This window comes from Marinobacter alexandrii, from assembly GCF_005871205.1.
GTDB lineage: Bacteria > Pseudomonadota > Gammaproteobacteria > Pseudomonadales > Oleiphilaceae > Marinobacter > Marinobacter alexandrii.
The window spans coordinates 137133-164020 of record NZ_SWKM01000015.1; the positions used below are offsets into that span (position 1 = coordinate 137133).

23 protein-coding genes and 1 other RNA gene are annotated in these 26888 nt (G+C 56.1%); 6 read left to right on the forward strand and 18 right to left on the reverse strand.

The features are described 5' to 3' along the window. Positions 1 to 28: 28 nt before the first annotated feature. From FCS96_RS16840 to FCS96_RS16925, 18 genes are all read right to left on the reverse strand, one after another. A complete protein-coding gene (locus FCS96_RS16840; protein ID WP_138441543.1) occupies positions 29 to 676 on the reverse strand; it encodes a MotA/TolQ/ExbB proton channel family protein in 648 nt (215 codons plus the stop codon). A 26-nt stretch (positions 677 to 702) separates the two neighbouring features. Beyond that, positions 703 to 1074: a hypothetical protein gene (locus tag FCS96_RS16845; RefSeq protein ID WP_138441544.1), complete on the reverse strand. Its 372-nt coding sequence runs from the start codon at positions 1072 to 1074 to the stop codon at positions 703 to 705. Then, on the reverse strand, positions 1075 to 1548 hold the full coding sequence (locus FCS96_RS16850; protein WP_228264143.1) for a tetratricopeptide repeat protein: 474 nt from the start codon (positions 1546 to 1548) through the stop codon (positions 1075 to 1077). It lies immediately after the preceding gene. Then, positions 1545 to 4349: a tetratricopeptide repeat protein gene (locus FCS96_RS16855; protein ID WP_228264144.1), complete on the reverse strand. Its 2805-nt coding sequence runs from the start codon at positions 4347 to 4349 to the stop codon at positions 1545 to 1547. The genes FCS96_RS16850 and FCS96_RS16855 overlap by 4 nt, the downstream gene beginning before the upstream one ends. Next, entirely contained in the window at positions 4346 to 5929 is a 1584-nt protein-coding gene (locus FCS96_RS16860; protein ID WP_138441545.1) for a tetratricopeptide repeat protein, read from the reverse strand. Before FCS96_RS16860 ends, FCS96_RS16855 begins: the two co-directional genes overlap by 4 nt. Before the next feature lie 75 nt (positions 5930 to 6004). Further along, the gene (locus FCS96_RS16865) at positions 6005 to 6553 is read right to left on the reverse strand and encodes an AraC family transcriptional regulator (protein ID WP_228264145.1); all 549 of its coding nucleotides are present in this window, start codon (positions 6551 to 6553) and stop codon (positions 6005 to 6007) included. A 338-nt stretch (positions 6554 to 6891) separates the two neighbouring features. Beyond that, positions 6892 to 8070: a vWA domain-containing protein gene (locus tag FCS96_RS16870; RefSeq protein WP_138441546.1), complete on the reverse strand. Its 1179-nt coding sequence runs from the start codon at positions 8068 to 8070 to the stop codon at positions 6892 to 6894. Positions 8071 to 8092: 22 nt separating this feature from the next. After that, positions 8093 to 8935: an AAA family ATPase gene (locus FCS96_RS16875; protein WP_138441547.1), complete on the reverse strand. Its 843-nt coding sequence runs from the start codon at positions 8933 to 8935 to the stop codon at positions 8093 to 8095. Between the two features lie 18 nt (positions 8936 to 8953). Further along, positions 8954 to 11065, reverse strand: coding sequence for a VWA domain-containing protein (locus tag FCS96_RS16880; RefSeq protein WP_138441548.1), 2112 nt, complete (start codon positions 11063 to 11065; stop codon positions 8954 to 8956). A gap of 44 nt (positions 11066 to 11109) precedes the next feature. Beyond that, positions 11110 to 11454, reverse strand: coding sequence for a hypothetical protein (locus FCS96_RS16885; protein ID WP_138441549.1), 345 nt, complete (start codon positions 11452 to 11454; stop codon positions 11110 to 11112). Then, positions 11454 to 11900, reverse strand: a complete 447-nt coding sequence (locus FCS96_RS16890; RefSeq protein ID WP_138441550.1) for a YcgN family cysteine cluster protein — start codon at positions 11898 to 11900, stop codon at positions 11454 to 11456. Before FCS96_RS16890 ends, FCS96_RS16885 begins: the two co-directional genes overlap by 1 nt. Next, positions 11897 to 12190 (reverse strand): YcgL domain-containing protein, encoded by a 294-nt coding sequence (locus FCS96_RS16895; RefSeq protein ID WP_138441551.1) that lies wholly within the window; start codon positions 12188 to 12190, stop codon positions 11897 to 11899. Before FCS96_RS16895 ends, FCS96_RS16890 begins: the two co-directional genes overlap by 4 nt. Continuing rightward, positions 12187 to 13335, reverse strand: a complete 1149-nt coding sequence (locus FCS96_RS16900; RefSeq protein WP_138441552.1) for a ribonuclease D — start codon at positions 13333 to 13335, stop codon at positions 12187 to 12189. The genes FCS96_RS16895 and FCS96_RS16900 overlap by 4 nt, the downstream gene beginning before the upstream one ends. Positions 13336 to 13354: 19 nt before the next feature. Next, complete coding sequence (gene recR, locus FCS96_RS16905) at positions 13355 to 13957, reverse strand: recombination mediator RecR (protein ID WP_138441553.1); 603 nt, start codon at positions 13955 to 13957, stop codon at positions 13355 to 13357. 38 nt (positions 13958 to 13995) lie between these two features. After that, complete coding sequence (locus FCS96_RS16910; RefSeq protein ID WP_138441554.1) at positions 13996 to 14319, reverse strand: YbaB/EbfC family nucleoid-associated protein; 324 nt, start codon at positions 14317 to 14319, stop codon at positions 13996 to 13998. A gap of 4 nt (positions 14320 to 14323) precedes the next feature. Beyond that, positions 14324 to 16384: a DNA polymerase III subunit gamma/tau gene (dnaX, locus tag FCS96_RS16915; RefSeq protein ID WP_138441555.1), complete on the reverse strand. Its 2061-nt coding sequence runs from the start codon at positions 16382 to 16384 to the stop codon at positions 14324 to 14326. Between the two features lie 164 nt (positions 16385 to 16548). After that, an RNA gene (gene ffs, locus FCS96_RS16920) (signal recognition particle sRNA small type) lies at positions 16549 to 16645 on the reverse strand. A 111-nt stretch (positions 16646 to 16756) separates the two neighbouring features. Continuing rightward, complete coding sequence (locus tag FCS96_RS16925) at positions 16757 to 17503, reverse strand: 2OG-Fe(II) oxygenase (RefSeq protein WP_138441556.1); 747 nt, start codon at positions 17501 to 17503, stop codon at positions 16757 to 16759. 116 nt (positions 17504 to 17619) lie between these two features. On the opposite strand from FCS96_RS16925, the gene FCS96_RS16930 reads away from it, so the two are divergent. From FCS96_RS16930 to FCS96_RS16955, 6 genes are all read left to right on the forward strand, one after another. Further along, positions 17620 to 18540, forward strand: coding sequence for a D-hexose-6-phosphate mutarotase (locus tag FCS96_RS16930; RefSeq protein ID WP_138441557.1), 921 nt, complete (start codon positions 17620 to 17622; stop codon positions 18538 to 18540). A 37-nt stretch (positions 18541 to 18577) separates the two neighbouring features. Next, on the forward strand, positions 18578 to 19393 hold the full coding sequence (locus FCS96_RS16935) for a lysophospholipid acyltransferase family protein (RefSeq protein ID WP_138441558.1): 816 nt from the start codon (positions 18578 to 18580) through the stop codon (positions 19391 to 19393). Further along, on the forward strand, positions 19393 to 20340 hold the full coding sequence (locus tag FCS96_RS16940) for an SDR family oxidoreductase (protein WP_138441559.1): 948 nt from the start codon (positions 19393 to 19395) through the stop codon (positions 20338 to 20340). The genes FCS96_RS16935 and FCS96_RS16940 overlap by 1 nt, the downstream gene beginning before the upstream one ends. Positions 20341 to 20390: 50 nt before the next feature. Beyond that, a complete protein-coding gene (prsK, locus tag FCS96_RS16945; RefSeq protein ID WP_138441560.1) occupies positions 20391 to 22526 on the forward strand; it encodes an XrtA/PEP-CTERM system histidine kinase PrsK in 2136 nt (711 codons plus the stop codon). 133 nt (positions 22527 to 22659) lie between these two features. Beyond that, complete coding sequence (prsR, locus tag FCS96_RS16950) at positions 22660 to 24033, forward strand: PEP-CTERM-box response regulator transcription factor (RefSeq protein ID WP_138441561.1); 1374 nt, start codon at positions 22660 to 22662, stop codon at positions 24031 to 24033. Positions 24034 to 24076: 43 nt separating this feature from the next. Beyond that, positions 24077 to 26773, forward strand: a complete 2697-nt coding sequence (locus tag FCS96_RS16955) for a tetratricopeptide repeat protein (protein ID WP_138441562.1) — start codon at positions 24077 to 24079, stop codon at positions 26771 to 26773. Positions 26774 to 26888 lie beyond the last annotated feature (115 nt).

Consider the following 26888-nt stretch of genomic DNA (forward strand, 5'->3'; position numbering starts at 1 on the left):
TGATGGCCATGTCAGAACCATTCCTGGATCAAGCCAGGGCGGTTTGGCTGCGTTGATCCGAGATAATATTCAACAGTTTGACGCCGGCCATTTCGAAGCTGTCGACGATCTCATTGGTTCGGGTTTGCAGCACCGCATGAAACATCAGCAGTGGAATGGCTGACATAAGGCCAAATGCCGTGGTGTTCATGGCAATCGAGATACTCTCTGACAACAGACTTGCCTTCTGGGAAGGATCGGCAGCTGCTACGGCGGTGAACGCAGCGATCAGGCCGATAATCGTGCCCAGCAGACCTAGCAAGGTGGCAATGTTCGCGAGCGTGGCCAGGTATTGGGTGCGTTTCTCCAGACGGGGCAGCACCTCCATCAGCCCTTCTTCCATGGCGTATTCGATATCCTCGCGCCGGCTGTGGTTCAGCAGGCGCGCAATGCCCGCGCCCATGATGGCGGCAATCGCGCTGTCGGAATTACTGGCGGCTTTCATCGCGCGCTGATAATCACGCTTTTGCAGCAGGGGTAAGATGCCCCGCTCAAAGGCCACCCGGTTTCCGCGCCGAACCGAGGCAAGGTAAAAAAAGCGCTCGAGGGTGATGGCGAGGCCAATGGCGAGTACCGCCGCGATGGGGTACATAAACGGGCCACCATCCTGAAAAAATCGAACCATCGTGTCCAGCATGTCTGCTCTCCGTATTTACTGCGTGGTTATTGAGTTGTTATTGCCGAGCCCTCGCTGGGGCTCAGGAGCGATGGATTGAGGGTGTCGCGAAACCGCCGATGGCCCTCAAAAATGACCGGATCCACAGGTTGCGTCAGTGTCGGAAACTGATCCTGTAGCTTTTCCCGTGGCCGGCGCGGCAAGGTCGGCGCCTGCCAGGGCAGAATGTAGAGCACGCGCGGATTATCTTCGCCAATGCTGGCAGACAACCCTTCCACATTAAGGCTCATACCCCCTACTTCCGCACTCTGGCCTGGCGCGGAAGCGAATGAAGCTTGAGCAGTAAGGCCGAAATAGACCGCGACCAGGCTACGCACCAATCGCCGAGCCGTTGCTGTCCTGCTTCCGAATTCAATCATTCAGTCAAGCCTCCGTTCGAGGTCAGCAATCCAGCCCGCCACTGCCTGATCCTCGGCTTCGGAAAACTCTCGATAACGCTGGTAATGCGCCAGTGCTTTCTGAAGATCGAGAAGATACAGTTCGGCAATCACCGCCAGGTTGTAATGAAGCTCCGCAACCCTGGGTGAATGCTCCAGCCCACGCTCCAGCAGTGACGTGGCTTCCACGAAGCTGCGATCCTCGACCAACAGCAACGCCAGATTATTCACCACCACAGGATCGGCGGGATTTAACTCCACTGCCTGCCGCCATGCTCTCTTGGCCGCCACGGCATTGCCCTGTTCCAACGCTTGCCTACCCTGCTCTGCCAGCGTCGCGGCCAGTGCTGGATCGACTTGAGCCTGCGGCTTTACCGCGGGGCCAGAGCACCCCGCGAACATGGCCAAGCACACACCAAACAACAGAGCATGAACCTCATTTCGGCTACCCATCATCCCGGCCCTCCACTGGACGGTTTATGGTCTTTCCGAGTCATCCACCGCACCGAACGGCTATAACGCCCAGGGTTGAGCTCAGCCAGAACGCCCAGGCTCTTGCCAATCCAGGCATCGTAACCGTGGTTTGCCAAGCGGCGGTGATTGTCGGAGTGCAGGCCAATCGCTTTCTCCTCGAATGGGAACGCCTCTTCCTCGAGCAACATTTGATACTGCATGGCCTCAAGTTCATTCAGGTCTAGCGGAACCGAAGACGTCATCAGATCCTGAGCCAAAACCCGGTAAAGTTCGGCACGACGGAACAGGGTCTCCGAGCGCACAGCCTCCCCTCCCAACTGCTCTGCCTCAAGAAATCGGGCGCGGGCGCTCTCAAGGGCGCGCTGTTTTCGATCCAGCGAGTCAGCCAGTGGCTGGCTCAGGGGAATCGAGGCAAAGGTCGCGGCATCCCTGGCACCGAGCACCAAGGCAGCCCGGGCTGACCAGGCCAGCGACTCATCTGAGTGCCACGGACTGGCCAGTTCACTTGCCACCATGGCCGATCGAAGATCCCCCGCCCCGTCACCGGATTTCACCAACCGATGCCGCATGGTTTGAAGTTGAAGGTGTTGTCCGGCGTCTTCAGCGCTCGGATTGGTCTTCAGGTAGCTCAAGTAGAGCCGGTCGCGGTTACCCTGATCTCCGGCTCCATGGAAAAGCTCGGCGGCTTTTAGTTGCAAAGGCCAAGGCTCGGCCGCGGTCGACGCTGCGCTGAGCAACTCGTTGGCGGCCAGAACAGGCTGATCCGAGGCAACGTAGGCATGGACCAGCTTGTCGCTGATTCCGGTGGCCAGTTCATGGTCGGAAAATCTGGTGCGGAAAAGTCGGAGTTGTTCGATGGCCAGCGCCCACTGGCCAGCTTTCAGCAGCGAGTTGGCGGCATCAAAGCGCCCTTTGACGGCAATTTCCGATCCTGGCAGAACTGCCTCTATCCGGGTGAAATGCTCGACCGCACCCGTAACATCTCCCCGTTCCGCGGCCGCTTCACCCTGGCGGTAGATTACCGTTGCCAGCTGTCGTTTTGCGTTCGACTCCGAATCGTTCTTGTCCTTTTCCGGCATCACCTGCAAGCTCTGCGTCCATGCCCGCTCAGCCAAGGCGTACTCGCCCTGGCTCTGGCGCACTTTGGCAATCACCAACCAGGCGGCATAGCGTTCCAGTGCGGAGGCCTTCGAGTTAGTGACCGTTTGACCTGCATAGTTCAGCGCCGATTCCGGATTACCAGACGCAAACCATCTCGAGGCCAGATCCGCCGTCAGCCCCGGAAGGCGGGAATCGTCAGGAAAACTTCGAGTAAAACGATCTAACTCGGCAGAGACCGTTGCCAGGTCCGGACGGAACTCGGCGGTACGACGGTCGCCCTCAAGACCATCACGAAGCAGGACCAGGGCCGCCCAACCGGCATCGACCGCCTCTGGGTAATTGTCAGATTGATAGGCCGCCTCCTGATAATCCAACAGCGCCCCGAGATATTCCCCCGCCTGCAGCCGCGCATCACCGGCAAGCCGGAGTATCTGACCGGCGGACTCGGTACGTGATGCCAGAGATTCATAGTAGGTGGCGGCCGCGGAAAAGGCGCCCTGGCCCACAGCCTCGTCGTTTTGGGCTAACGCCAAGGTTCCCTGGGTGTAGTGGAAATCGGCCAGCCTCCGGCTGAACGACCGCCATCTCGCCTGGTCCGATTCAGACAATGCCTGGTAACTCGGTGGGGCACCAAACATTGCAACATAATCTGCCTTGGCGGCACGGACTTTGTCAGGTTTACCGGCCTGCTCCCACACCGCGGCAATCTGGGCCATGAACGCAGGGTTCTTGGGGTGGTCCGGGTGATAACGAACAAACCTTTGGTTGGCAGAAACACTTGCCTCGTAATCGCCTTTGACCGCATAGAGATCGGCAAGCCGATCGAACAGCAGATAGGCCCAGTGCCGCGGTGTGTCGGCTTCAAGCCAGGCAACCAACGTATCCGGCCCCTCATTCCGTGCAGCCATCAGGGCCAGGGCCCGGAATGTGTCATCAATGGTGTCGACGGCAGATGTCTGTGGATTCTGAAGGCTTTGAGCGTCCGGCAAGAACTCGTCCAGCACGGACAGAAAAGTACGGCCCGCCCGCGCCCAGGCGGGTGCGCCCTGTTTGAACTGACTCCAGCCCAGCATGTATTGAGCTTTTGCCTTGAGAGCGCCGGCGTTGCCAGAGTTTATCAGGGCCCGGTAGCCGGACTCTGCCTCGGCAAATTGACCGGCGGAAAAGTCAGATTCGGCAATCCGGAAGCGCGCCTCGGGAACGAGTGGGGATTGGGGGTAAAGGCCCACCAGTTGTTTGAGCCGATCTATGGACTGTTCCGCCTGCCCGGTGAACGCATGGGCCTTGGCCATCTGGTACAGCAATTCATCGAGTCGCCCTCCAAATGAGCCTTTCCCCAGTATGGCTTCGTAACTGCTGAGTAATTCGCCATAGACACGCTCCTCTTCTTCGGGTGAAAAACCCAGGTCTTGACCAGTGCGATCTCGAATATTGGTTAAGCGGTTGAGCGCGTCAATCCGCACCGCTGGTTCATCGGACGACTGGAACAATTGCTGATACCGGCGGGCGACTTCAGCTGGGGAAATGGCCGGCATCGGCCTGGATTCGAATTTGAGGTACACCGGCCGCATATCGGCAATGGTCTCGCCGTCGCGACCGAGCTCGACCCGGAACGACTCCTGGGCCGCCGCCGATAACGGCATCAGAAATGAAGACACCAGCGCGCAAACGAACCCTCTCACTGTGCCGCCTCCGCAAGGTTTTCCAGCGCAAGGTATTCGTATAGATGGGCGATCTGTTGCGCGGTTTTGTCGATAGCATTAGCCATTTCATTGTCCTGCTCACTAACGTAATCCAGCGCCAATTGATCCAGGTGTTTCTCAGCCCGCTGCGCCAGGGATAGAGTCTGAGCTGACAGCCGCTCAGTCTGGTTGCTCAGTGTCCGGGTTTGATCGAGCTGCTTTCGAATTGTGGACGGTCGAGCGCTAACTCGGCCCTTGAGTTCTTGCAGGCTGTCGGCGGAGGCTGCGAGGGTTGCCGAGACACTGCGAAGCACGTCCGCCTGGCCAGCATCCAGGGATTTAGCGGATAGTTTCTCCAGATCCCGAACCAGTGTCATTTGACGCTCGCGAAGCTCAGTGGCCTCGCCGTCGTCCCGGGCATCAAGCAATACCAGCTGATCGGTCAAAGACTGAGAAAATATGCCGAGATCCCTTTGCTGCTGCGCCAGGCTCTGGCCCAAGGCCCGCAGCTCTGCCACCCGGCGAACCGCCCTTTGGGCCTCAGGCTGCGCGAGAAAATCCAGCAAATAGGCCATTCTTGGTTGTGTCAGCGTTCGGCTGTCAGCCAGGAACCACTCTAGGTCGGATGCCTGTGCATCTTCGACCAAGGACTTGTAGGCGCCCTGCTCCCGTATTCCGGTTGCCAGCTTGCGCAGGGTGACGCGCTCGCTCTCAAAGGCAGCATTTGCGGCAAGATAGGCCTCTCCCGCCTGCCCCAAATAGCCGGACAGATCGAATCCGCGACCCATGGCAATCCAGGCGTCCGCCACGCCGGAAAACGCCAGCGGAAATTTTTTGGCCCGATGCCAGCTTTGCATGGAGGCGCGATGGTTGCCTTTTTCAGCAAGCGCCAGCCCGTGCAGGTACAGTGCCTGGGGGGTGTTGTCGGACTCTAGAGACACTTTCTCCAGAAATCCGATTGCCTTGTCGGGTTCGCCATTCTGCAAGGCCAGGTAACCAGCCCGGACCCGAAGGCGGTTCAACAAATGGTCCTTTCGATCCGCATCCGAATCCCTTTCTGCCATGGCCATCGCGACTCGCAGAGCCACTAGCGCTCGGGTGGGATTCAGATCGGAGCGGGCGTATTCACTGGACAGATTCAAATACCCGTTGGCGGCCCAGAATCCTGCCTCCATCTTTGCCAGTACCTGCCCGGCTTTCTCGGATCTGCCTGATCTCAACTCCAGTTCGGCCAGCCGGTAGCCGGCCTCCTGCCGTGTTTCTCCAAAGCCAATGCGAATTGCATGTTCAAACCATTGCCTGGTTTCCGGGATCGAACCTTGAGCAGCCCAATAACGCCCCAGCAACAGTGCGGCTTCAGCCCGATGGTATTGGCCCTCAGCCACATGTTTCAGTGCCTCGACACCCTCAGCCGTTCTTCCCGTACCCATGAGCACCTGGGCTCGGAGAAACTCCGCAGACTCCCCCTTCAGCTGCTCAGACAGCCGCTCTACCGGTGAAAGCTCACCGGTCGCCAGGGCAAAACGAACCAAACCCTCTTTCAGCGCGTCCGGTACCTGACTCGTTGCTGACGCTGCCAAAGACGGGACAGTACATAAAATCAAAATCCAGGAAGCTAACGGGAGGGACGCGAACGCTCGGAACATCATGGGTACTTACTTCCACTCAAGAAAGGACACACGAGGTTCAAAATCCGGCGCTTTAGCATCCAGAGTCATCTGAAGCCGCAAACTCCCCGGACGCTTCTGAAAGCGATAGCTCGATTCCCGGCGCACAAAACGATCATTTGCAGACCGTGCGGTGACTACCGCTTTCAGGGAATGGCTACCGTTTGACAGGTTGCCAGTAAACAGCTGCTGAACCCCGCCTTCCTCCAGGGCACTCTGCTCTCGCTCGGAGTACAAATGAGACACCACCGGTTTGCCATCGACGAACAGCTCAACCGAATCAAGCCCCAAGGCATCTGGACTGCCCAACGTCAGAAAAACTGACAGACGGCTATCAGCCGGGTGCAAAAGCTGCTGTTCCAGCGCGAAAACTTGTGCAGAATGCTCAGAAACCTGGGCCCTGAGCTGATCAATGGCCTGGTCAATGTCTGACCCAAGCGCTGCCGAGGGCAGCAAAAGCAGGGAAAAATAGAAACCGAGAAGCAACCCAAGTGGTGGGTGTATCCGGCCCGGTATTATTGATTTTGTGCCGAACATAATGCCGTTTCGCCTCCTGCCTTCCTGGTAACGGGCCTTATCCTGTTACAAGCTGACAGAAAGCGTAACACTCGGTAACTCGCAAGAACGGTATCCAGATCACCAAATGGAAAAGTCCAAAAATGAAACTTGCGGTGTCGGAATTTTTGACAGCCGCAGGATCGGCAATCCTGGTGCTATGGAGAGCGGAGGCAGCCGGTTAGTATAGCCACCTGTTTAATGGCCATTTTTTGTTGGTGGCCCTTAATTTGCGTACAGAAAAAAAGCGGGGGCGCCTTTCAGGCACCCCCGCTTGATATGCCGAGCTTGGCCGATGCTCTCAACCGCATCGGCTTTTTTTATTTACTCAGGTGTTTCATGGCCGATTCGAGACCATCGATGGTCAGCGGATACATGTGATCATTTACCAGTTGCTTGGCCATACCCAGAGAACCACCATTGCCCCAGTAACTTTCCGGTAGCGGATTCAGCCAGACCACTTTGCGGAAATGTTCCGAGATGCGTTCGAACCAGGTGGCACCTGCCTCCTCATTCCAGTGTTCTATAGAGCCACCGGGGTGGGAGATTTCATAGGGCGCCATGGTTGCATCACCCACGAAGATCACCTTGTAGTCCGGCGAGTACTTATGAAGGATATCCCAGGTACTCGTCGTCTCATTCATCCGCCGGATGTTGTTGGTCCAGACACTCTCGTAGACGAAGTTATGGAAGTAGAAGTACTCCATGTGCTTGAACTCAAGCCGGGCCGCCGAGAACAGCTCTTCGCAAACCCGCACGTGCGGGTCCATGGAGCCACCAACATCGAAGAAGATCAGGACCTTCACAGAGTTGTGACGCTCCGGGACCATCTTCAGGTCTAGGTACCCTGCATTACGGGCGGTCGAACGAATGGTATCGTCCATATCGAGCTGGTCCGCAGCACCTTGGCGGGCAAACTTGCGCAGGCGACGCAACGCCACCTTGATGTTGCGAATGCCCAGGGTGATGCTGTCATCGAGATCCTTGAACGCGCGCTTTTCCCACACCTTTACGGCGCGGCCGTGGCGACCGTTCTTCTGGCCGATTCGGAACCCTTCAGGGTTGTAGCCATCGGCACCGAATGGAGAGGTTCCGCCGGTTCCAATCCACTTGTTACCGCCGGCGTGGCGTTCGTTCTGCTCTTCCATGCGTTTCTTGAAGGTTTCGATCAGCTCTTCAAGACCACCCAGGGTGTCAATTTTCGCCTTGTCTTCCTCGGACAGGTGCTTCTCGAATTCGGCACGCAACCAGTCGTCCGGAATCAGCATTTCCATCAGGTCTTCAAGGTTCTCGATACCCTCAAAGTAAGCCTTGAACGCGCGGTCGAACTTGTCGAAGTGGCGCTCGTCCTTTACCAGACACAAACGTGCCAGGTAATAGAACTCCTCCATGTCAGCGAACGCCAGACGATTCTGCAGCGCCTCCAGGAGGTCCAGAAACTCACGCAGGCTGGCGGGCACCTTTGCTCGCCGAACTTCGAGAAAAAAATCAATCAACATAAAACGAGACTCTTGCTGAGTATCAGCTGCGACGACGGGCCATAAAGGCCAGCTTCTGCAGCAGGTGAACATCCTGCTCGTTCTTGACCAGAGCACCGTACAACGGCGGCAACGCTGAACTGGTGTCTTTCTCTTGAAGCATTTTGGCAGACAATTCATCCGCCATCAGCAGTTTCAACCAATCGATCAGTTCCGACGTCGACGGCTTTTTCTTCAATCCAGGAACCTTGCGCACGTCGAAAAACACTTCCAGAGCATCACGGACAATTTGCTGCTGCAGGCCTGGGAAGTGAACATCCACGATGTCCTGCATGGTTTCGTGATCCGGGAAGCTGATGTAGTGGAAGAAGCACCGGCGCAGGAACGCATCGGGCAATTCCTTTTCGTTGTTGCTGGTGATCACCACGATCGGGCGCTGCTTGGCCTTTACGAACTGCTGGGTTTCGTAGACGTAGAACTCCATCCGATCCAGTTCCAGCAGGAGATCGTTGGGGAATTCGATGTCGGCCTTGTCAATTTCATCAATCAACAGCACGACCTGCTCACCCGCATCGAACGCTTCCCAGAGTTTGCCTTTGACAATGTAGTTGCTGATGTCCTTGACCTTTTCGTCACCAAGCTGGGAATCGCGCAGGCGGGACACTGCATCGTACTCATAAAGCCCCTGCTGGGCCTTTGTGGTCGATTTAATGTGCCAGGGAATCAGCGTCATGCCGAGTGCGGCTGCCATTTCCTCCGCCAGCAAGGTCTTGCCGGTTCCGGGCTCGCCTTTGATCAGCAGCGGACGCTGGAGCGAAATGGCCGCATTCACCGCCATTTGCAGGTCATCGGTGGCTACGTACTTGTCAGTACCGGTAAACTTCATCGCGTTAGTTCCTGTTGGTTACTTTTTCTGGTCCTGGTCATCGGCGTCAGGCTTCGGCTGGTCATCCGATTGATCAGAATCAATATCACTTTGGCCCGGAAGATCGTCAAACTCAGATAGATCAAAGTCATCCAGCCCAAATTCTTCCTCGTCGTTTTCGACATCCTGCAGGATCGGTTCTTCAACCGATTCATCACGTTCTTCTTCATCGCCGACTTCCTGCGGCACCACACGCTCGGCAACCGGAATCTCCTCCTCCTGCACCTCATCGACATCGGTCTCTGGGACGGCGGGATCGCTCGCAGTGTCCTGTTCTTCCGTTACTTCAGGAATGTCATCAGAGGCCTCTTCGTCTTCGGGCTCGCTCGCGTCGACCACTTCCGGTTTCTCTTCCGACGCCTCAGACTCTTCAGTCTGATCAGATTCCTCGGATTCCTCAGGCTGATCAGATTCCAGTGCCTCGGACGGGGGTTCGCTCGCCTCGGCAGAGTCAGAGTCAGAGTCCCCAGAATCTTTGGTCTGCCTCTTCCTCAACGCCAGCCAAGTCAGGGCCATCAGGCCAGCGCCGCCAGCACCAGCGCCGAACACCCACATAGGCATAGGTAACGCGCTCTGATCATTGTCAGCAGCATCCCCAATTTCTATCGGCTCGGCTTCCGTCTCCGGAGCTTCTGGAATCTCTGGCGTTTCAACCTCACTGACATCAATCGGACTGGTAATGTTATTAGCGCTTGCAGGCTCTACCAATGAATCCGGCTCAGACATTTTCTCGTTGGGTAGTGGCTCAGCATCAGACTCAGCCTCTGCTTCGTCCGTCACCGCAACTTCGGTTTCCTCCAGATCACCCGTAGGCTGATCCGGCCCAGGCGAGACTGCCGTGAACACGGTGGTTGTGCTGAATTTTCGGCCAAAGGTCTGGCCATCTGCGATCACCTCAATCTGGTAAACCCCATCCTCCGGCAGCCGACCAATGGTGTCACTAAACATTCCGTCTACCGGCGGCTCTGCCGACAAATTTTTGGTACCGCTGCGGCCATCCTCGGAGATGACACTGACCTTGATATCGAGAACCTTCAGAAAGTCCGGGTCGGTAATCCTTTCGCCTTCCTCGTAGAATGCAATGTTCAGATCAATAGGCGCTTCTTCAGAAAATTGTGCGGGTACCGGGCTCACCGCCATTCGCAGATCACTAACAACGGTTACCCGACTGCCCTCACCCAACTCACCTTCGATACGCCACCGGCCCGGCATCGGTTCTGTAATCGTCATCAGGTCATAACCGGATTCCCGGGTCCAGCGCACATTTTCCGGCAGGCTTGGGAGCGTCACGGAGCTACCGTCCGGCTTTATAAGTGTCAGTTTCCGAGTATCCGGGGTTTCCTGCTTACCCCAGAAAACCAGCGCGGTGAATTCGCTAACGCCTTCATCGACGCTAAAACCATCCCCTTCGATCGGAATCTGTTCCTGCGGAACTGCTGCGTTCAACGCTTCCAGAAAAGCCCGGCTGAGCGCCTGGGCGGTATCCGCAATCTGGAACCGGCCACCGGATTGAAGGGCCAATTGTCGCAGGAATTCGGCATCTGCTTCCGCGGAGAGCGCGATGGGGTGGAAGGTTGCGCCTTGTTCGGCCAGTTCGGGAACAAGAGTCTGGAGAATGCGACGCTCTTCCTGCTGATTCGTGCCGTTATCACTCGACACATCGACTTTGCCATCGGTGAGCAGAATAAAGTGAGTGTTCTCGAGAACACCACCGGTGTAGTAGCCGTCGCCAGCCACCTCGATGGCCTTGCCGAGGTTGGTTCTGAGGGCAACAGAATTGATCTGAGCTGACTTTTCCCTGGCCACGGCCCGCCACTGCTCTGTCACCTCGCGGTGAGGAACCAGCATGTTGACGTACTGCCCAAAGGTCCAGAGCCCTGCCGTCGAACCTGCGGGCAGCATCTGAGCGAGCAATCTGACCGCCGGCTGGCGCAGGTTGTCCGGGTCGTTACCTTTCATCGAACCCGAGATGTCCACGATGATGCGAACATCCGGTTTGTCAGCCAGAACCAGCTCCGGAGCCTGCTGAGCTTGCACCACAGACGGGAGCACCAAGGCAATGACGAACATCAATGTCTGAAATCTGGGCATAGTCGCACTCAAGGCATTATACGTTTTTGTTGTTTGCCCCTCCGCTAGCGTCGAACCAGACGGTAGCGAACGAGATCCAGTATCCAAACAAGTAGCATTACCAGGCCGGCAATGCCGAGATTGAACAGAGCCCGGCCAGCGGCCTCCGTTTCGCCAAGCACCAATTCATAGCCGCCGTACAGCCAAGCCGGAATCCACCAATCAGCCAGCTCTGGTGATTCCACCGGTGTTAGCAGCAATGCCACCAGCGCGGCCAACAGCAGGGTTCTCAAGCCGTAGAGAGGCAGATATCGGAACAGCTGCTTCATCATGTAGAAGAACACAACGAAGGCAATTGCGTAGGCAGACCAAAAAATTCCGTAAGCCACTTGGGCGTCAGTATCGATCATTACAGTATCCAGTGAATGATGTGTTCTTCCCATTGATCCTCAGGCACGTCTGCTTCCGAGACGACTTTGTCACGGATCGAAACTCCCGCCTGGTGAACCGTTGCCGGATCGCCGCTTCTCAATGGGTGCCAATCGGCAAGCGGCCTGCCTTCAGCCAGGGTGCGATAGGCGCAGGTCTGCGGCAGCCAATGGTAGTCGTTTACCGTAGCTGGTGTCAGCACGGTGCAGCCCGGAACTTTTTTCAGGCGCTCGGAGTAGACCGTGCAGCGACAGCTCCGCTGATCCATGTAACGACAAACCAGGTCGGTGTGATAGACCTCGTCAGTGTCTTCATCCTGGAGCTTATTGAGGCAACATTTGCCGCAGCCGTCACACAGGGATTCCCATTCCGCCAGGGTCATTTCGTCCAGGCGCTTTCGCTGCCAGAAGGGAATCTGGGCAATCATGAATCCCGAGGCTCTATCTTCTTCTTGAAGTCCACGACATAACCGTCCTGCTCTTCCGGCATCTGCAAGAAGAAGTCTTTCTCCTCCAGTGCTGCAAGCACCTGTTTACCCGTGGTCCGGGCCAGTTTTCGGTCTGGTGTCAGAATCAGGTCCATGGAGTGAACGGGTTGACCGAACACAGCTCGCAGGCTTTCCGGTAGCTCATTCCAGTCCTTGCCGCGGCGTACGAACAGATAGGTATCCCGCTTTTTGCTGCTGCGAAATACCGACACAAACTCTCTTTCAATCATGATCTCAGCAATTCCTCAATATCCGCCCGGACCGGCGCCAGGATCTGTTCTCGCCATCCCTGAAAAAACACGTGCCCAGACAAACTCCGTTGCTGGACAACTTTTTCAAGGCGCTTTCGTGGCGCCAGTAATTCAATTGGAATATCCGCAAGTTCTGCCGCACTTCTAAACAGACGTTTCAACAGCTTGAAGAACGCCTGCTGGTCTCTCGTTAGTGGCGGTGCAATGCGCTCAAGGTTGGAATTATCGGCGCTACGACCTGCTTCAACAAGTTGCAACAAAACCTCGCCATAGCGACGAACTGCGCCGGATGGCACACCCTGAATGTTCGACAACGCTGCGCGAGATTCCGGCATCTGTTCTGCCACTGCAATCAACAGGGCATCGGCAAAGACCCGATTCCGGGGCCGGTCCTGGCGCTGGCATTCCTGTTCGCGCCATTGAGCCAATTCGCGCAGAACGCCTTGCTGCTGGGGAGTTAAAGTCCAACCGCCTCGCAACTTGAGATAATGATTCTCGGGATCGTCCTGAGTGGCCAGCTCATCGGCGAACCGGGTAGACTCTTCGCTCAGGGCGTACACTAGGCCCCTTTCCTCCAGCCCCGCGAGCAGCCACTGATACATGGGCTCGAGGAACCGGATGTCGTCAACGGCGTAGCGCTGCTGGGCTTCGCTGAGGGGCCGGGCCAGCCAGTCGGAGCGAGTCACGGACTTGTCGAGCGTTTCGCCAAACAGGCTTTCCACCAGCCGCGCGTAGCCCAGGGAAAAGCCGACGCCAGCCAGAGCTGCACCAATCTGCAGATCAATCACACCCTTGGGCAGGATTCCCAGCCAGTGCCGGAAAAGCTCGAGATCTTCACTCATGGCGTACAGCAGCTTGGGTGTCTGTGGATCCGCCAGCAGCTCCTTGAACCTTACTGACGCTTCGGCTACATCAGGATCGACCAGGCAGAAATCACCGTTGTAACCGAGCTGTACCAGACCAGGGATCGGGTAGAAGGTGTTAACTCGCTCGAACTCGGTATCCAGGGCCAGCAGGCCATCCCCGAGACCACCCAGCCATTGGTCCAGTGCCGACGGTTCGGTAATCCAGTTAATCCTGTCTGGGGCTGGCGGGACTTCAACAGCCGGGCTTGGAGGTGTCATAAGGTAACCTGGTGATGGTTTATTCAGAGAGCGGCTTGCGACCGCGGAAGGCGTGAGTCAGCGTGAAACCGTCGACGTAACCCAGTTCGCCACCCACCGGTATACCGTGGGCCAAACGGGTGATCAGGATGTCGCGGCCATCCAGGCGATCGGCAATATAATGGGCTGTTGCCTCACCTTCCACCGTTGGATTGGTGGCAAGGATGAGTTCGGTGACCCCTTCCTGGTTTACACGTTCCAGCAGACGCTCAATACCGATCTCTTCAGGGCCAACGCCGTCGATGGGCGACAGGTGCCCCATGAGCACAAAATAGCCGCCGCGATAATCACCAGCCTGTTCGATGGCCAGCAGATCCGAGGGACTTTCAACGACACACAGAGTACCGGTGCGGCGAGCGCCGTTGTCACAGATTCCGCAGACTTCAGTGTCTGCAAAGTTCTGGCAGCTGTTGCACCGTCGGACGCCGGTCATGGCGTTGCTTAGGGCGTCAGAGAGCCGGGTGCCTCCGGAGCGCCCGCGCTCCAACAGGTGGAATGCCATACGCTGGGCGGTTTTCTGGCCTACGCCGGGCAAGCACCGGAGCGATTCGACTAACTCGTCAACCAGTGGGCTGAATGCCATGAAACGTCCTCAAATTCAGTTCAGGGGGGCGATCGGTATCAGAACGGCATCTTAAAGCCCGGAGGCATGCCCATACCTGACATCATCCCGGACATCTTCTCCTTTTGATTCGCTTCAACCCGACGCACCGCATCGTTAACGGCCGCTGCCAACAGGTCTTCCAGAATTTCTTTTTCTTCTGACATCAGCGAAGGGTCAATCTGCACCTGACGAACGTCGTGACGGCCATTCATGGTGACTTTAACCAGGCCGGCACCAGACTCGCCGGTTACTTCCGCCTTGGCGATTTCTTCCTGGGCCTTCTGCATTTCTTCCTGCATCTTCTGGGCTTTTTTCATCATGTCGCCCATATTGTTCATCATGTCGCTATCTCCTGCTTGACTCAATTGGCCGGATACTGTCTTCGACTACCCGCGCCTCAAATCGTTCAACGATGGACTTTACCGCCGGATCCTTACGGATTGCCTCTTCAGCCGCTTGCTGACGTGCCTTACGCTGGCGCTCTTCGTAGGCCGCCGGCGTATGTGGCCCGGGATTGCCCGGCTCCACTTTTAATTCAGTGGCATTGCCAAACCGACTTCTCAACCCGGCCAGGATTTTTTCTTCATGCCGGGCGTTCAGCAGACGCGCGTGGCCATCGTCGATGGTCAGTACCACGGTGTTACCGTCCCAGGCCAAAGCCCCGTGACTGGCAAGGTTCCCAGGCATACCGACTATTTCCAGCGAGCGAAAATCCCGTTCCCAGACGAACTCACCATCAGTGCCCGCTTCCGGAACCTGAACCGGCTCCGAGGCAACAGGCTCTGCCACGGGCACCTCAAGCGGTTCTGACCGCTGCTCGGGCTCTGACTGTAGCTCTGGTTCCGATACCGTCTCTGGGCCTGAGGCCGGCGGTTGCTCATACCGTGGTACCTGATCCACAGAGTCCATATCTGATGCTTGAGCGTCAAGGCTGGCCAACCAGGCATCATCGGCCGATTCAGGCTCAGGCGCTGGCCCTGCAAGCTGCTCCGAGCCAACCTCTGGGCGCGGCTCAGGCTCGGTTTCCTGATGGGTTTCTGGCTGCGGACGCTCAGGCTGGGATGGCTCGGGCTGAGGCGATGCCTCAGGTGCAGCCACCTGCTCTGCCGTCTGCTCTACCGAATCCGGCTGGGCAGCGGTCGGCTCGGGCGCGGACTCATTCGTGGCGTGACCAGCGGCACTGGTGTCTGGCACTGACTTTTGAGCAGCGTTCTCCTGCCCGGGACCAGCACCGGATGGTCGTGCGGGGTCAGGTTCGTCGTGGGATTCCGGAGAACCGGTCGGGGTAGAAGAGCTGACCGCTGGTGGCTCCCGGCGATCAGCGCCGGGACGAAATGCCAGCATTCTGAGCAGGGTCATTTCAAAGCCCATTCGGGCATCCGGAGTAATAGTCAGGTCCTTTCGACCTATCAGCGCAGCCTGGTAGAAAAGCTGAGCATCTTCCGCGCTTAACTGACGGGCAAGAGCCTGAACCTCGGCCGCGTCTCCCAGTGCGTTGTCAGCACTACCAGGAACCACCTGCTCCATGGTCACGCGGTGGAACAGCGACAGGAGGTCGGCGAGGATATTGCCGTAGTCCGGCGCAAAGTCCGAAATACGGCTTATTTCAGAAAGCAGACCCGGGCCATCGCTCTCAACCAGAGCGCGGACCAGTCGCTCTATATCACGCTGATCGATGGTCCCCAGCATGTTACTGACATCACTGGCGGCAAGCTTCTGGTTGCCAAAGGCAATCGCCTGATCGGTGAGACTCAGGGCGTCGCGCATACTGCCATCCGCTGCACGCGCAAGCAGCCACAGCGCTGGGTCTTCAAACGGAATCTGTTCCTGGCCCAGTACGTGTTTCAGATGACCGGCAATGTGCTCGGGTGTCATTCGCTTAAGATTGAACTGCAAGCAGCGCGACAGCACCGTCACCGGCAGCTTTTGCGGATCGGTGGTGGCCAGCAGGAACTTGACGTGTTCGGGGGGCTCTTCCAGCGTTTTCAGGAACGCGTTGAACGACTGGTTGGTGAGCATGTGGACCTCGTCAATGAGGTACACCTTGTAGCGGCCGCGAGTAGGCGCGTACTGAACGTTGTCGGTCAGTTCACGCATGTCATCGACACCGGTCCGGGAGGCGGCGTCGATTTCGATCAGGTCGACAAATCGACCCTCCTGAATCTCGGTGCAGCTCGAACACTCACCACAGGGTCGGGGTGTGATTCCGGTTTCACAATTCAGGCACCGGGCCAGCAACCGGCCGATGGTGGTTTTACCGACACCACGGGTTCCGGTAAACAGATAGGCGTGGTGCAGGCGCTGGCTCTCCAGCGCGTGGATTAACGCCTGCAGCACGTGTTCCTGGCCCACCATGTCTTCGAAGGTGCGTGGGCGCCATTTTCGGGCAAGTACCTGGTAGCTCATGTTCCGCCAACTGCTGTTAAAAACGGGCTTAACCTTAGCATGGACCCCACTTGAGAAGAAGCACAGATCAACCACAGAAAACGCCGCAACAACGCGTTTCAGCGTGCGGAGAGCGAGACTAATCTGGGGTGTAGATAAAACGGGAGGGAGAAATCTGGGGGTGACCCCACCAGCGACACTCCGGCACACAATTCCACCGCTGCGGCTGCTCCCTTCCGGGCCTGACCGGGTTCACGGTTTCATGTTGCGAAGGCACCAATGGGGCCACCATAACGTCGCTTTGGGTTATTTCCCTGAAAGCGGCGCGCATAGTAGCAAATGGGTTTGCCGACTACAACGCCAATTCGACCCGTCTGGGACGAAACCTGTTTCTTACAGCGGCAGCGGGACTTCATCCTGCCGGAACCAGCAGGCAACACTGTGCCGGGTGCGATGGGCGGGCAACACCTCGTGGGGGATTTCTTCGCTCAGGAATACCACTATCCGACCCGCCTCGGGTACAACCTGGGCACAGACTTCGTTATCGTTTTCCCGATTGAACACCTGCAACTCACCGCCCTCCCCTGGCTGCCAGCTTTCATTCAGGTACAGCACCAGACTGATAACCCTGGATGCCCGCCCCTGAAAGCTGTCCAGGTGTTTTTTATAGAAGTCACCCGCCTGATAGGTAGCGTAGTGTGCTTCAAAGCGCTTCAGCCCAAGGAACAGACGCTGATTGAGTCCGGCCTGAATCGCTCCAAAGAAATCGAACAAAGCAGCTTGAGGTGCGGTAATGCCCTGCAACCACGCGATCCGGTCCCGGCGAACGGAGCGATCCCGGGTCAGATCCGTGCCGCGGCCAATGCCTGCCCTCTTCATCGCGTCGGTTCTGTCCAGCAATCCAACCTCCGATGCCAGGCTGGCCAACAGTGGCCGACCAAGCACACCGGCAACATCAAGGGTCATCCAGCCGTGCTCACTTAAACCGTCGGCCAACTCGTCAAGCCAAGCACTGGATACCGGTTCGGCATTGCCAGCAGGCAACCCGACAAGATCATGGCTACTGGCAGTCACCTCTACAACGGAACCGACGGGTTCGAAGTGTTGGTCTTTAAGGGCAATAACAACCGAGTCTTCCATTAATGCTTCCCTGAACATTTGGCCATATTTTATGCGTAATTCTCGCCGGGACGGGAGATTTAATTTACTCTCTGTATAGGCACATACCGTTAACTCAGGAGTCTCTGAAACACGCCATGTCTGAGAGCAGTAACCGACCGCCACTTTCTCTTTCTCCGGGCCAATGGTCCTTCACTCGCTGGCGCACCATTGGACAACTGGAGGCGCTGGACGTTAATCACCCGCTATTCAGGGCCACGGTGTTCCTACAAGGCGCCCATCTGACCCATTTTGCTCCGAAGGACGAACCTGACTGGCTGTGGTGCAGCGATACCGCCCGCATGGAGCCGGGCCGCGCCATTCGCGGCGGCGTGCCGGTGTGCTGGCCGTGGTTTGGTGATCCGGCAAAAAATGCCCCCGAAGTTCGGAAGCGCATTCACACCGACAAGGCCCATGGTTTCGCCCGCACATCTATCTGGAAGCTCGAAGACGTCCGGGAGAACGCTCACGAGGTGGAGATCAGTCTCTCTCTGGACGCCAATGAAGACTTTCATGACATCTGGAGTGGCCACGCCCTCGCCCTCATCACCTTCAGCTTTTCCATCCGGGGATGCCAGGTGGCGCTGACCACCACCAACATGAGCAGCCATCCGCTGGCGTTCAGCCAGGCCCTGCACAGTTACTTCCCAACGCCGGATGTCGGGCGCAGCCGGGTTTTGGGACTCGGCGACAGTCATTACATTGATACGCTTCGCGATTGGGAATACTGCTGGCAGGAAGGCCCCGTGTATTTCGAGGGCGAAACCGACCGCATCTATGAGAGCGGAGCGCCCATGACCATTGTGACCCCTGCGGGCAAGCGCAAACTCTCGTCCGTGGGCAGCGACTCAACAGTGGTCTGGAACCCCGGCCCAGCCAAGGCCGCTACACTCTCCGACTTTCGGGATGAGGCCTGGAAAAACATGCTCTGCGTCGAAACCGCCAATGCCAGCGGTGACTACCGCGTGCTTAATGAAGGCCAAAGCCACACGCTGGGTGTTCTGATTGGCCGCGCCTGATTCCAGTGTTTAAACCGTTACAAAACAGGGAGTCAGCATGAGTCTGGCGTCGTTTATTAAGTCCAGGCTGGTGCCTGTAGAGCTTGAACAGCAAGTAAACCGTATTCGCAAGCCCCAAGGATCGCTTGGGTACGACCCCTGGGGCTATAACAACGAGGCCGTCAAATACGGCCTTGCATTGACCAAACAGATTTACGAGAAATACTTTCGGGTTCAGGCCCATGGAGTTGAGAAAATCCCCTCCAAAGGCCCGGTGCTCATCATCGCGAACCACAGCGGCCAACTCCCCATCGACGGAATACTGATTGGCTATGCGCTGGCGTCCCGGAAGAAATCGCCGCGCATGCCCCGCGCGATGATTGAACGTTTCTTCCCTACAGTGCCCTGGCTCGGAAACCTGCTTAACGAAGTGGGCGCGGTACTGGGCGACCCAGTGAATTGCGCAAAGATGTTGGCCAACGATGAGGCAGTGATCGTTTTCCCCGAAGGTATCCGCGGCTCCGGCAAGCTGTACAGGGATCGGTACGAACTCAAACGGTTTGGCAGTGGCTTCATGCACCTGGCCATGAAATACAACGCCCCGATTGTTCCGGTTGGCGTGGTCGGTTGCGAGGAGACCATTCCTGCGATTGCGAACATCAAGCCGCTGGCCAAAGCACTAGGCATACCCTATGCACCACTGGCACTGCCAGTGGTGCTGCCGGCCAAGGTTCACCTTAACTTTGGCGACCCGATGTACTTCGACGACCTTGAGATCCCGGAAGAACAGGTGACTGAACGCGTTGAAAAGGTAAAGGCGGAGATCAGCCGGCTGATTGACAAAGGCTTGAGCGAACGGAAAAGGCTTTTCTGATGACCCAACATCGCAGACCTCACATTCTTGTCACGGGTGCCGCCGGTGCTTTGGCACAACAGGTCATCAATCAGCTTCGGGATCATTGTGATCTGGTGGCGGTCGATTTCCGAGAGCAGGTTTACCTGGGCGACGATATTCCCAGCTACTGCATCGATTTCAACAAGCGGGTCTTCGAGGACCTGTTCCGCCGCTACGAGTTCGACGGGGTCATCCACCTTGGACGTATCATGTCGAGCCAGCTCACCCGGATGCGCCGCTATAACGCCAACGTACTGGGAACCCAAAAGCTTCTCGATCTCAGCCTGAAATACGGCATCAAACGGGTTGTAGTGTTGTCGACTTACCACGTCTACGGCGCCGTAGCGTACAACCCTGCCCTGATCGACGAGGCGGCCCCACTCAAGAGCGCCGGCCTCAGTTCAGACCTGATCGACTCTGTTGAACTGGAAAACCTGGCCAACATCTACCTCTGGCGCTACCCGGAACTGAATATCTCCATTCTCAGGCCCTGCAACATTGTTGGTCCCGGCGTCAGGAATGCCATGAGCACGCTACTCGCGAGCGAACGGGCACCAGTGCTGGCCGGCTTTTCGCCGATGATGCAGTTCATCCACATCGACGATATGGCGGACGCCATCGTGCTCGCCTATAAAAAACCGGTTCGCGGTGTTTTCAATGTCGCTCCTCAAGACTGGGTTGCCTACCAGCACGCGCTGAAACTCTGTCACTGTAAAAGCTTGCCGATACCTTCGGTTCCACCAATTCTTCCTTCCATGATTCTTCGGACATTGAAGCTAAGAAGTTTTCCGTCGTACCTAATGGCATTTTTCAAGTATCCTGTTGTTATAGACGGCAGAGCATTCGCAAATGAGTTTGGATTTAAACCCAAGCGAGAGCTCAAGGACATCTTCCGGTTTTACATGGATAACAAAAAACCGGTGTAGCGCAGGTTCAACCGTCAGGGATCAGCGGACACTCACGCAGGATGCGAGGGATGCTAAGCGACTTCAGTGTGATCAGCCACATAGCGGCCGCCCTTACCTTTGGGTTGCTGGCGGTGCTTGTGGTTACCCGTTACACCCGGCGAGACATCGACCGAGCCCTGTTCCTGGCGGCCATCGTGACCACGCTCTGGTCGTCGGCGCTGGTCATACAAAGCTTCTGGGGCTTCCCCAGCTTCTTTATCCGCTATCTTCTCGAGCTCCTGAGGTACAGCGCCTGGATCCTCCTGCTGTTCGCAATGCTCAGAAACTCGTTTCGCCAAGGCAGCCTTACCGGACAACTAAAACAGATACTGGGTGTTTCAACAGTTGTCCTACTGGTTCTCCTGGTGGGCTTCGGGATGCTGGAGTACGTGTTTGGCCTCTCCATCCTGAGTGGCAAGACCCGCCTCGTGGGCCAGATTTCGCTATCGCTGCTCGGATTGTCCCTGGTCGAACAGATTTGGCGCAACTCTCCAGGATTTGGCCGATCGAGCATTAAATACCTTTGCATTGGCATTGCCACACTGTTCGCTTTCGACTTCTTCATGTATGTCGATGCCTTGCTGTTTGGCCAGGTATCGGATTCGTTCTGGAATGCTCGAGGCTTTGTGAATGCCCTTTTGGTTCCTTTGTTCGCGATCAACGTCATCAATACCCGCAAACAGCCCGTCGACTTTCAGCTTTCCCGGTCCGCGGTGTTTCACGCTGGCACGCTGGTCTTCGCTGGCGGCTACCTGCTCTGCCTGGCTATAGGCGGCTATTATGTTCGGGTACTTGGCGGGGACTGGGGAGGCGCACTACAGGTACTGTTTTTTACCATCGCACTGGCGTTCCTGGCCACCCTGATTCTCTCACGTCGAATCCGAGCCAAACTGATGGTGCGGATCAGCAAGAACTTCTTCGACTACAAGTATGATTACCGGGAAGAATGGCTAAAAATGACGCGGGAACTCGCCAATCTCAGCGATGACCCTCCGCTGCCAGAGCGGGTGACGAGAATTCTCGCCAGTCTGGTCGAAAGCAACTCAGGTGCGATCTGGCTCAGGGATGATCGGGGCAGCTACACGCTGAAAGCCTCGGTTAATACGCCAATCGGAAAGTACACCGACATTGAATCGGACTCTGACCTGGTCCGTCTGTTTAACCATCGGGACTGGGTGGTGAATCTGCAGGAATACCGCGCTGACCCTGTGGCCTATGATTTGCTCGAAATTCCCGAGGCGATCGCCAACATACCGGACGCCTGGTTGGTTATTCCGCTATACCTCGACAATGAGCTCTATGGCATTGCGGTGGTGGGGGTGCCTTACGCACAGGTGGAGCTCAACTGGGAAAACTTCGACCTGGTAAAAGTCGTAGCCCGGCAGACCTGCAACCTGCTGGCTCAAGCGGATGCCCAGCACCGACTCTCAAGGGCCATGCAGTTTGAAGCCGTTAGTAAAGCCTCGGCATTTATGATTCACGATCTCAAGACCGTCATCTCTCAATTATCCCTTCTCGTCAAAAATGCGCCCAAGCATCGCAATAATCCAGCCTTCATTGACGACATGATTGACACCACCGACCACGCGGTCCGGAAAATGTCGAATCTGGTTGACCATATGCGCCGCCCTGCCAGCGACAATGGCGATGAACAGCAATTACTGGATCTGACCAGCCTGGTTGTGAGCCTGCTTGAGCACTACAGTCAGTCTCGCCCCAACCCCCGCCTGGAAGGCAACCCGCCTCAGGCACTGGTACTGGCGGATGAAGAGCAACTACGCAGTGTGCTGGGCCATCTCATTCAAAATGCCCAGGACGCGACGCCCCCAGAAGGTGAAATCACTCTGTCCCTGAAGATCGCACGGGGTAATGTGGCTTTATTTATTCACGACTCGGGCTGTGGAATGACCGAGGAATTTATCAATTGTCAGCTGTTCAAACCGTTCGAGAGCACCAAAGGCCTGACCGGAATGGGCATTGGGGCCTATCAGGCGCGGGAGTATGTGCAGAGGCTGGGTGGCAACATCGACGTGACCAGTGAGCCAGGCGTCGGTTCCTGCTTCTCGATTCGGATACCGTTAGCCGAGGCGCAAGCCCTGCCCGCTCCGGAGTCGCAGGCATTTATCGATAATGCTCCGGCACAGCCCAGGCAAAACGCCAATTAATAGACGTTTCGCATTAACATTGGCGCTTTGCATTGCAAAGCGCCAATGTTCAGTTAAGAATTAATTAGAGGATGCCAGTGGAAGAAGGCGTCGCGATTCAGACACAGTAATAAACAAGGGAATTGTTTCTGGCGTGACTAGACGACTCTTAATCGTAGAGGATGACCCTGGCTTGCAGAGCCAAATGCGTTGGTGCTTCAGCGAGGAGCTTGATATCACGGTCACCTCTGACCGAGATTCTGCCCTGGCAGCACTGAGGCGCACCGAACCCGATGTGGTGACCCTTGATCTTGGACTTCCTCCAGATCCTGGCGGGGCCACAGAAGGCTTCGCACTGCTTGAGGAAATCCTTCGCCTTGCTCCGATGACCAAAGTCATTGTTGTAACCGGTCGAGAAGATAAGGAAAACGCGGTCAAAGCGATCGGCATGGGCGCCTGTGATTTTTACCAGAAACCCCTGGATGCCGACATTCTTACCTTTGTAGTTCACCGGGCGTTCCGGCTGGCAGAACTCGAACGCGAAAACCGGGACCTGACCAGCCAGCGCAATGGCACCAACATCAAGGGCATTGTGGCTGCCAGCCCGCAAATGCTTGCCATTTGTCGCACCCTTGAAAAAGTCGCTCCCACCGACGTCACCACACTGATTACCGGCGAGACCGGAACCGGCAAAGAACTGCTGGCACGCGCCATTCATGACCTTAGCCAGCGCGGACGAAAGCCTTTCGCCGCTATCAACTGTGCCGCAATTCCCGAAAACCTACTCGAAAGCGAACTGTTCGGGTTTGAAAAAGGGTCCTTCACGGGCGCGACGCACTCCAAAAAAGGCAAAATCGAGAGCGCCAACGGTGGCACCCTGTTCCTGGACGAGATTGGCGACATGCCCATGGCCCTTCAGGCCAAGCTTCTGAGATTTCTCCAGGAGCGAGTCGTTGACCGGGTTGGCTCCGTGCACCCCATTCCAGTGGACGTGAGAGTTGTTTGCGCCACACACAGAGATGTAAGCCATCTCATTGAAAGCGGGGAATTCAGAGAAGACCTCTATTATCGAATCAGTGAAATCACTCTTGATGTTCCTGCAGTGCGCGATCGAGAGGGAGATGCGCTCGTAGTTGCTCAGTCGCTACTGAAATCTCTGGGCAAGAATATGGACAGGCCCAATCTAGCCTTCACCGAAGATGCCATCAACGCAATCAACAGCTATGCGTGGCCGGGTAATGTGCGTGAAATGATCAATAAGATAAAACGCGCCACCATCATGGCGGCTGGCAAGCGAGTGACCGCAGAAGATCTCGAACTCCCCAGCAAAGCACCGGCTAACAACATGCAGTTAAATCTCAGACAGGTAAGAGAATTCGCGGAACGCCAGGCCATCATCCAGGCACTGAGATCCTGCAACTATAATATGGCGGGTGCTTCGCGGCTGCTGGGTATTACCCGTCCCACCCTCTATAACCTGACTGACAAATACAATATAGAAACCTCGACCGAGGCCCCTAACGCCTGACGAAATGGACGACGGCGCGAAAAATGGATAAAAGGAACTGGCCATGAAGTTTGCTCGATTTACAAGCACCGCAACGCTCTTCCTTACTTTGGCAATTGGCTTGGCAGGGTGCGGCCGTGAAAATGAGATGAGTCAGGAAGAAATTCAATATCTCAGCCATTTGGACCAGGCGCTTTTTTTCCAGGATCAGGGAGAACTAAAAGCCAGTACCCTTGAGGCACGGAGTGCCATCGAGTTGCAGCCGGGTAAAGTTCCCCCCTATTTCATCATCATCAGAAACCTGCTGGCTGCCGGCGATGCGATTAATGCAGAGCATCAATTGAACCGCCTTCTTCAGGAAATTCCCAAAGCATCAATGCCTGCCACACAGGCTGACGAAGCATCACTGATTAGCGCTGAAGCGCAACTGATGCAGGGCCAATTTGAAGATGCACTATCTACACTGGACTTGCTCACTTCACCTGATCTTGGGGTGCAACTGGACGCTGCCCTCTTGCGGGGACGCATTCACCTGGCACGCAACAATGTCCAACTGGCAGAACAGGCTTTTCTCAAAGCCGAATCACTGGATAACACGACATCATTGCCGCTAGTAGGCTTGTCCCGCGTGGCCTATGCACGAAGCGACCCGGTTCAGGTTCAAGCGTATGTGGATAAAGCAGAGCGGATAGATCCGAATGAATCAGAGCTGTGGCTTTGGAAAGCACAGCTGGCTCATTCAGAAGGGCAACTATCAGCTGCCGAAGATGCTTATATTCGAGCACTGGAAGACATCGGTCAGTACGACGTAATGACCTATCGAAAATATAAAACTATCTCCGCCCTGATTGATGTCTTGAGGGCCCAAGGCAAATCCTCCGAGGCCTATATCTACGAAGAAATATTGGCCAGGTCCGCCCCAGGAACGATAAAAAGCAACCTGACTGCTGCCAGCAAAGCATACCAGGGCGGGGATATGGAAAGCGCAAGCCGCTATCTGAAGGAAATCCTGGCCCTGGCACCCGGGCATCAGCAAAGTACACTTATGCTGGGCATGGTCAAATTCAGACAAGGCCGGATGAAAGAGGCCGAAGCTCTGCTCTCCCCCATTGTTTCGCAAAGCGGATCCGATACCGCGAAAAAACTGCTTGCAGCCACCCGACTGCAACTTCAAGACACGATCGGCGCTCGCGAAATTCTGGGCGAACTCGATGAAAGCCAGAATGACCCCGAAGTCCTTGCCTTAGTCGGCATCGTCTCCCTAGCAAGCGGAGAAAGCAGTTCGGGACGTACATTCATCGACAAGTCTCTTTCTCTCAGGCCCGACAACCACCGACTCCGGTTACGGTATGCCAGCTTCCTGCTCCAGAATGGCGATCCCAGTGCCGCCATCCAGCATGCTCAATATGTCTTGGCTAGCAATCAGTACGAAGATCAGGCGAGACTGCTGCTCCTACGGGCAAACATTGCAAAGAGCGACCTCTCTTCGGCCGTGCAGCTATCCAACGCCTGGCTGGAAGAGCAGCCCGATAACATTGCTGCCCTGATTGCACGCGGGCAGCTCGCAGCTCGGGACGGCAATAATACCGAGGCCATGAAATATTTTGATGAGGCCGCTAAAAAAAATCCAGAAAGCGCGGAACCTGCAATTGCGGCAGGTAACCTCGCTCTGCAGCTTTCTAATCAAAGCAACGCCCTCAAACATTTCAAAAAAGCCCTGCGGCTTTCCCCCAACAACTCACAGGCGCTCGTTGGTCTCAGCGGGTTGATGAAACATGCTGAACTGACCACATTCATGAAAGAGATACTGAGCGATAACCCAGACGCCCATGGCCCGAAAGCAGTCCTTCTGGAACTGGCGCTCAGTGCCGGCAATAGAGAAGAAGCAGAACAACTGACTGCCGCTCTACTGGAAAGAGTTGAAGCAGACACCCCATCACGTTTTGCGCCCCTGGTGGCGGATATATATCACTCCATCGCCACTCGGGAGCTTGACTCCGCCCATATAGAAAACGCCTCACGCATACTTGATCGCGGCAGAGCTCTTTTCCCCGATGATCAGGATATAGCCTTGCAGGCCGCAGCCCTTGCCTTTCAACAAGGGAACGTTAAAGAGGCGCGTGAAAACCTGATGGAAGTCAAGCGCGAGCACCCAGATTCACCTCTACCCCTAATCGTCGAGGCAGCCTATTTCTCCTCGCAAAAGCAGCACCAGGAAGCAGCAGAAATGCTGAAACTTGCACTGGAGAAAAAACGCTCTGCATCGACGGAAGTGGCTTATGCTCGCGCACTACAACAGGCCGGACATGTTGATAAAGGCATAGAGTCGCTTGAGAAATCGCTAGAGGTGTTTCCTGACGACCCTCAATTATTGGTCAACCTAGCCTTACTCTATCAAGCCAGTGAACGGGAAAAGGAAGCAATTCATGCATACGAACAAGTGTTGAAACATGCAGAGAATAATGTCCTGGCGCTAAATAACCTTGCGTGGCTTTACCACCAAAATAACGACAACCGTGCTCTTGGGCTTGCCCGAAGAGCTTTCGATCTCAACTCCGAGAATGCCTCAATCACAGACACCTACGGCTGGATTCTGTTCACGCATGGTGAGGTAGAGGATAGCGTGAAGCTCCTTGAGAAAGCCCACCAGCTTCAACCCGATTCGGCGGAGATAGTGCTGCATCTCGCTGAAGTCTACCGGGCAACCGACCAGCCACGAAAAGCCCGGGAGGTTCTTAACCTGCTCGAAAAGGAGGAATAGCCCTTTATTCGGCCCTGGTTGATCATCCAGCAACATGCTGATTCGATCTAACCCAACATCGCAAAGTCCAAAACAATCCTAGTAATCGGTGGCAGCACTCCCTCACTAAAACAAT

Bases quoted from the DNA above. Each gene is read 5' to 3' on its own strand.
- FCS96_RS16840 (WP_138441543.1), bottom strand. From the start codon at position 676: ATGCTGGACACGATGGTTCGATTTTTTCAGGATGGTGGCCCGTTTATG.
- FCS96_RS16845 (WP_138441544.1), bottom strand. From the start codon at position 1,074: ATGATTGAATTCGGAAGCAGGACAGCAACGGCTCGGCGATTGGTGCGT.
- FCS96_RS16850 (WP_228264143.1), bottom strand. From the start codon at position 1,548: ATGATGGGTAGCCGAAATGAGGTTCATGCTCTGTTGTTTGGTGTGTGC.
- FCS96_RS16865 (WP_228264145.1), bottom strand. From the start codon at position 6,553: ATGTTCGGCACAAAATCAATAATACCGGGCCGGATACACCCACCACTT.
- FCS96_RS16870 (WP_138441546.1), bottom strand. From the start codon at position 8,070: ATGTTGATTGATTTTTTTCTCGAAGTTCGGCGAGCAAAGGTGCCCGCC.
- FCS96_RS16875 (WP_138441547.1), bottom strand. From the start codon at position 8,935: ATGAAGTTTACCGGTACTGACAAGTACGTAGCCACCGATGACCTGCAA.
- FCS96_RS16880 (WP_138441548.1), bottom strand. From the start codon at position 11,065: ATGCCCAGATTTCAGACATTGATGTTCGTCATTGCCTTGGTGCTCCCG.
- FCS96_RS16885 (WP_138441549.1), bottom strand. From the start codon at position 11,454: ATGATCGATACTGACGCCCAAGTGGCTTACGGAATTTTTTGGTCTGCC.
- FCS96_RS16890 (WP_138441550.1), bottom strand. From the start codon at position 11,900: ATGATTGCCCAGATTCCCTTCTGGCAGCGAAAGCGCCTGGACGAAATG.
- FCS96_RS16895 (WP_138441551.1), bottom strand. From the start codon at position 12,190: ATGATTGAAAGAGAGTTTGTGTCGGTATTTCGCAGCAGCAAAAAGCGG.
- FCS96_RS16900 (WP_138441552.1), bottom strand. From the start codon at position 13,335: ATGACACCTCCAAGCCCGGCTGTTGAAGTCCCGCCAGCCCCAGACAGG.
- recR (WP_138441553.1), bottom strand. From the start codon at position 13,957: ATGGCATTCAGCCCACTGGTTGACGAGTTAGTCGAATCGCTCCGGTGC.
- FCS96_RS16910 (WP_138441554.1), bottom strand. From the start codon at position 14,319: ATGATGAACAATATGGGCGACATGATGAAAAAAGCCCAGAAGATGCAG.
- dnaX (WP_138441555.1), bottom strand. From the start codon at position 16,384: ATGAGCTACCAGGTACTTGCCCGAAAATGGCGCCCACGCACCTTCGAA.
- FCS96_RS16925 (WP_138441556.1), bottom strand. From the start codon at position 17,503: ATGGAAGACTCGGTTGTTATTGCCCTTAAAGACCAACACTTCGAACCC.
- FCS96_RS16930 (WP_138441557.1), top strand. From the start codon at position 17,620: ATGTCTGAGAGCAGTAACCGACCGCCACTTTCTCTTTCTCCGGGCCAA.
- FCS96_RS16935 (WP_138441558.1), top strand. From the start codon at position 18,578: ATGAGTCTGGCGTCGTTTATTAAGTCCAGGCTGGTGCCTGTAGAGCTT.
- FCS96_RS16940 (WP_138441559.1), top strand. From the start codon at position 19,393: ATGACCCAACATCGCAGACCTCACATTCTTGTCACGGGTGCCGCCGGT.
- prsK (WP_138441560.1), top strand. From the start codon at position 20,391: ATGCTAAGCGACTTCAGTGTGATCAGCCACATAGCGGCCGCCCTTACC.
- FCS96_RS16955 (WP_138441562.1), top strand. From the start codon at position 24,077: ATGAAGTTTGCTCGATTTACAAGCACCGCAACGCTCTTCCTTACTTTG.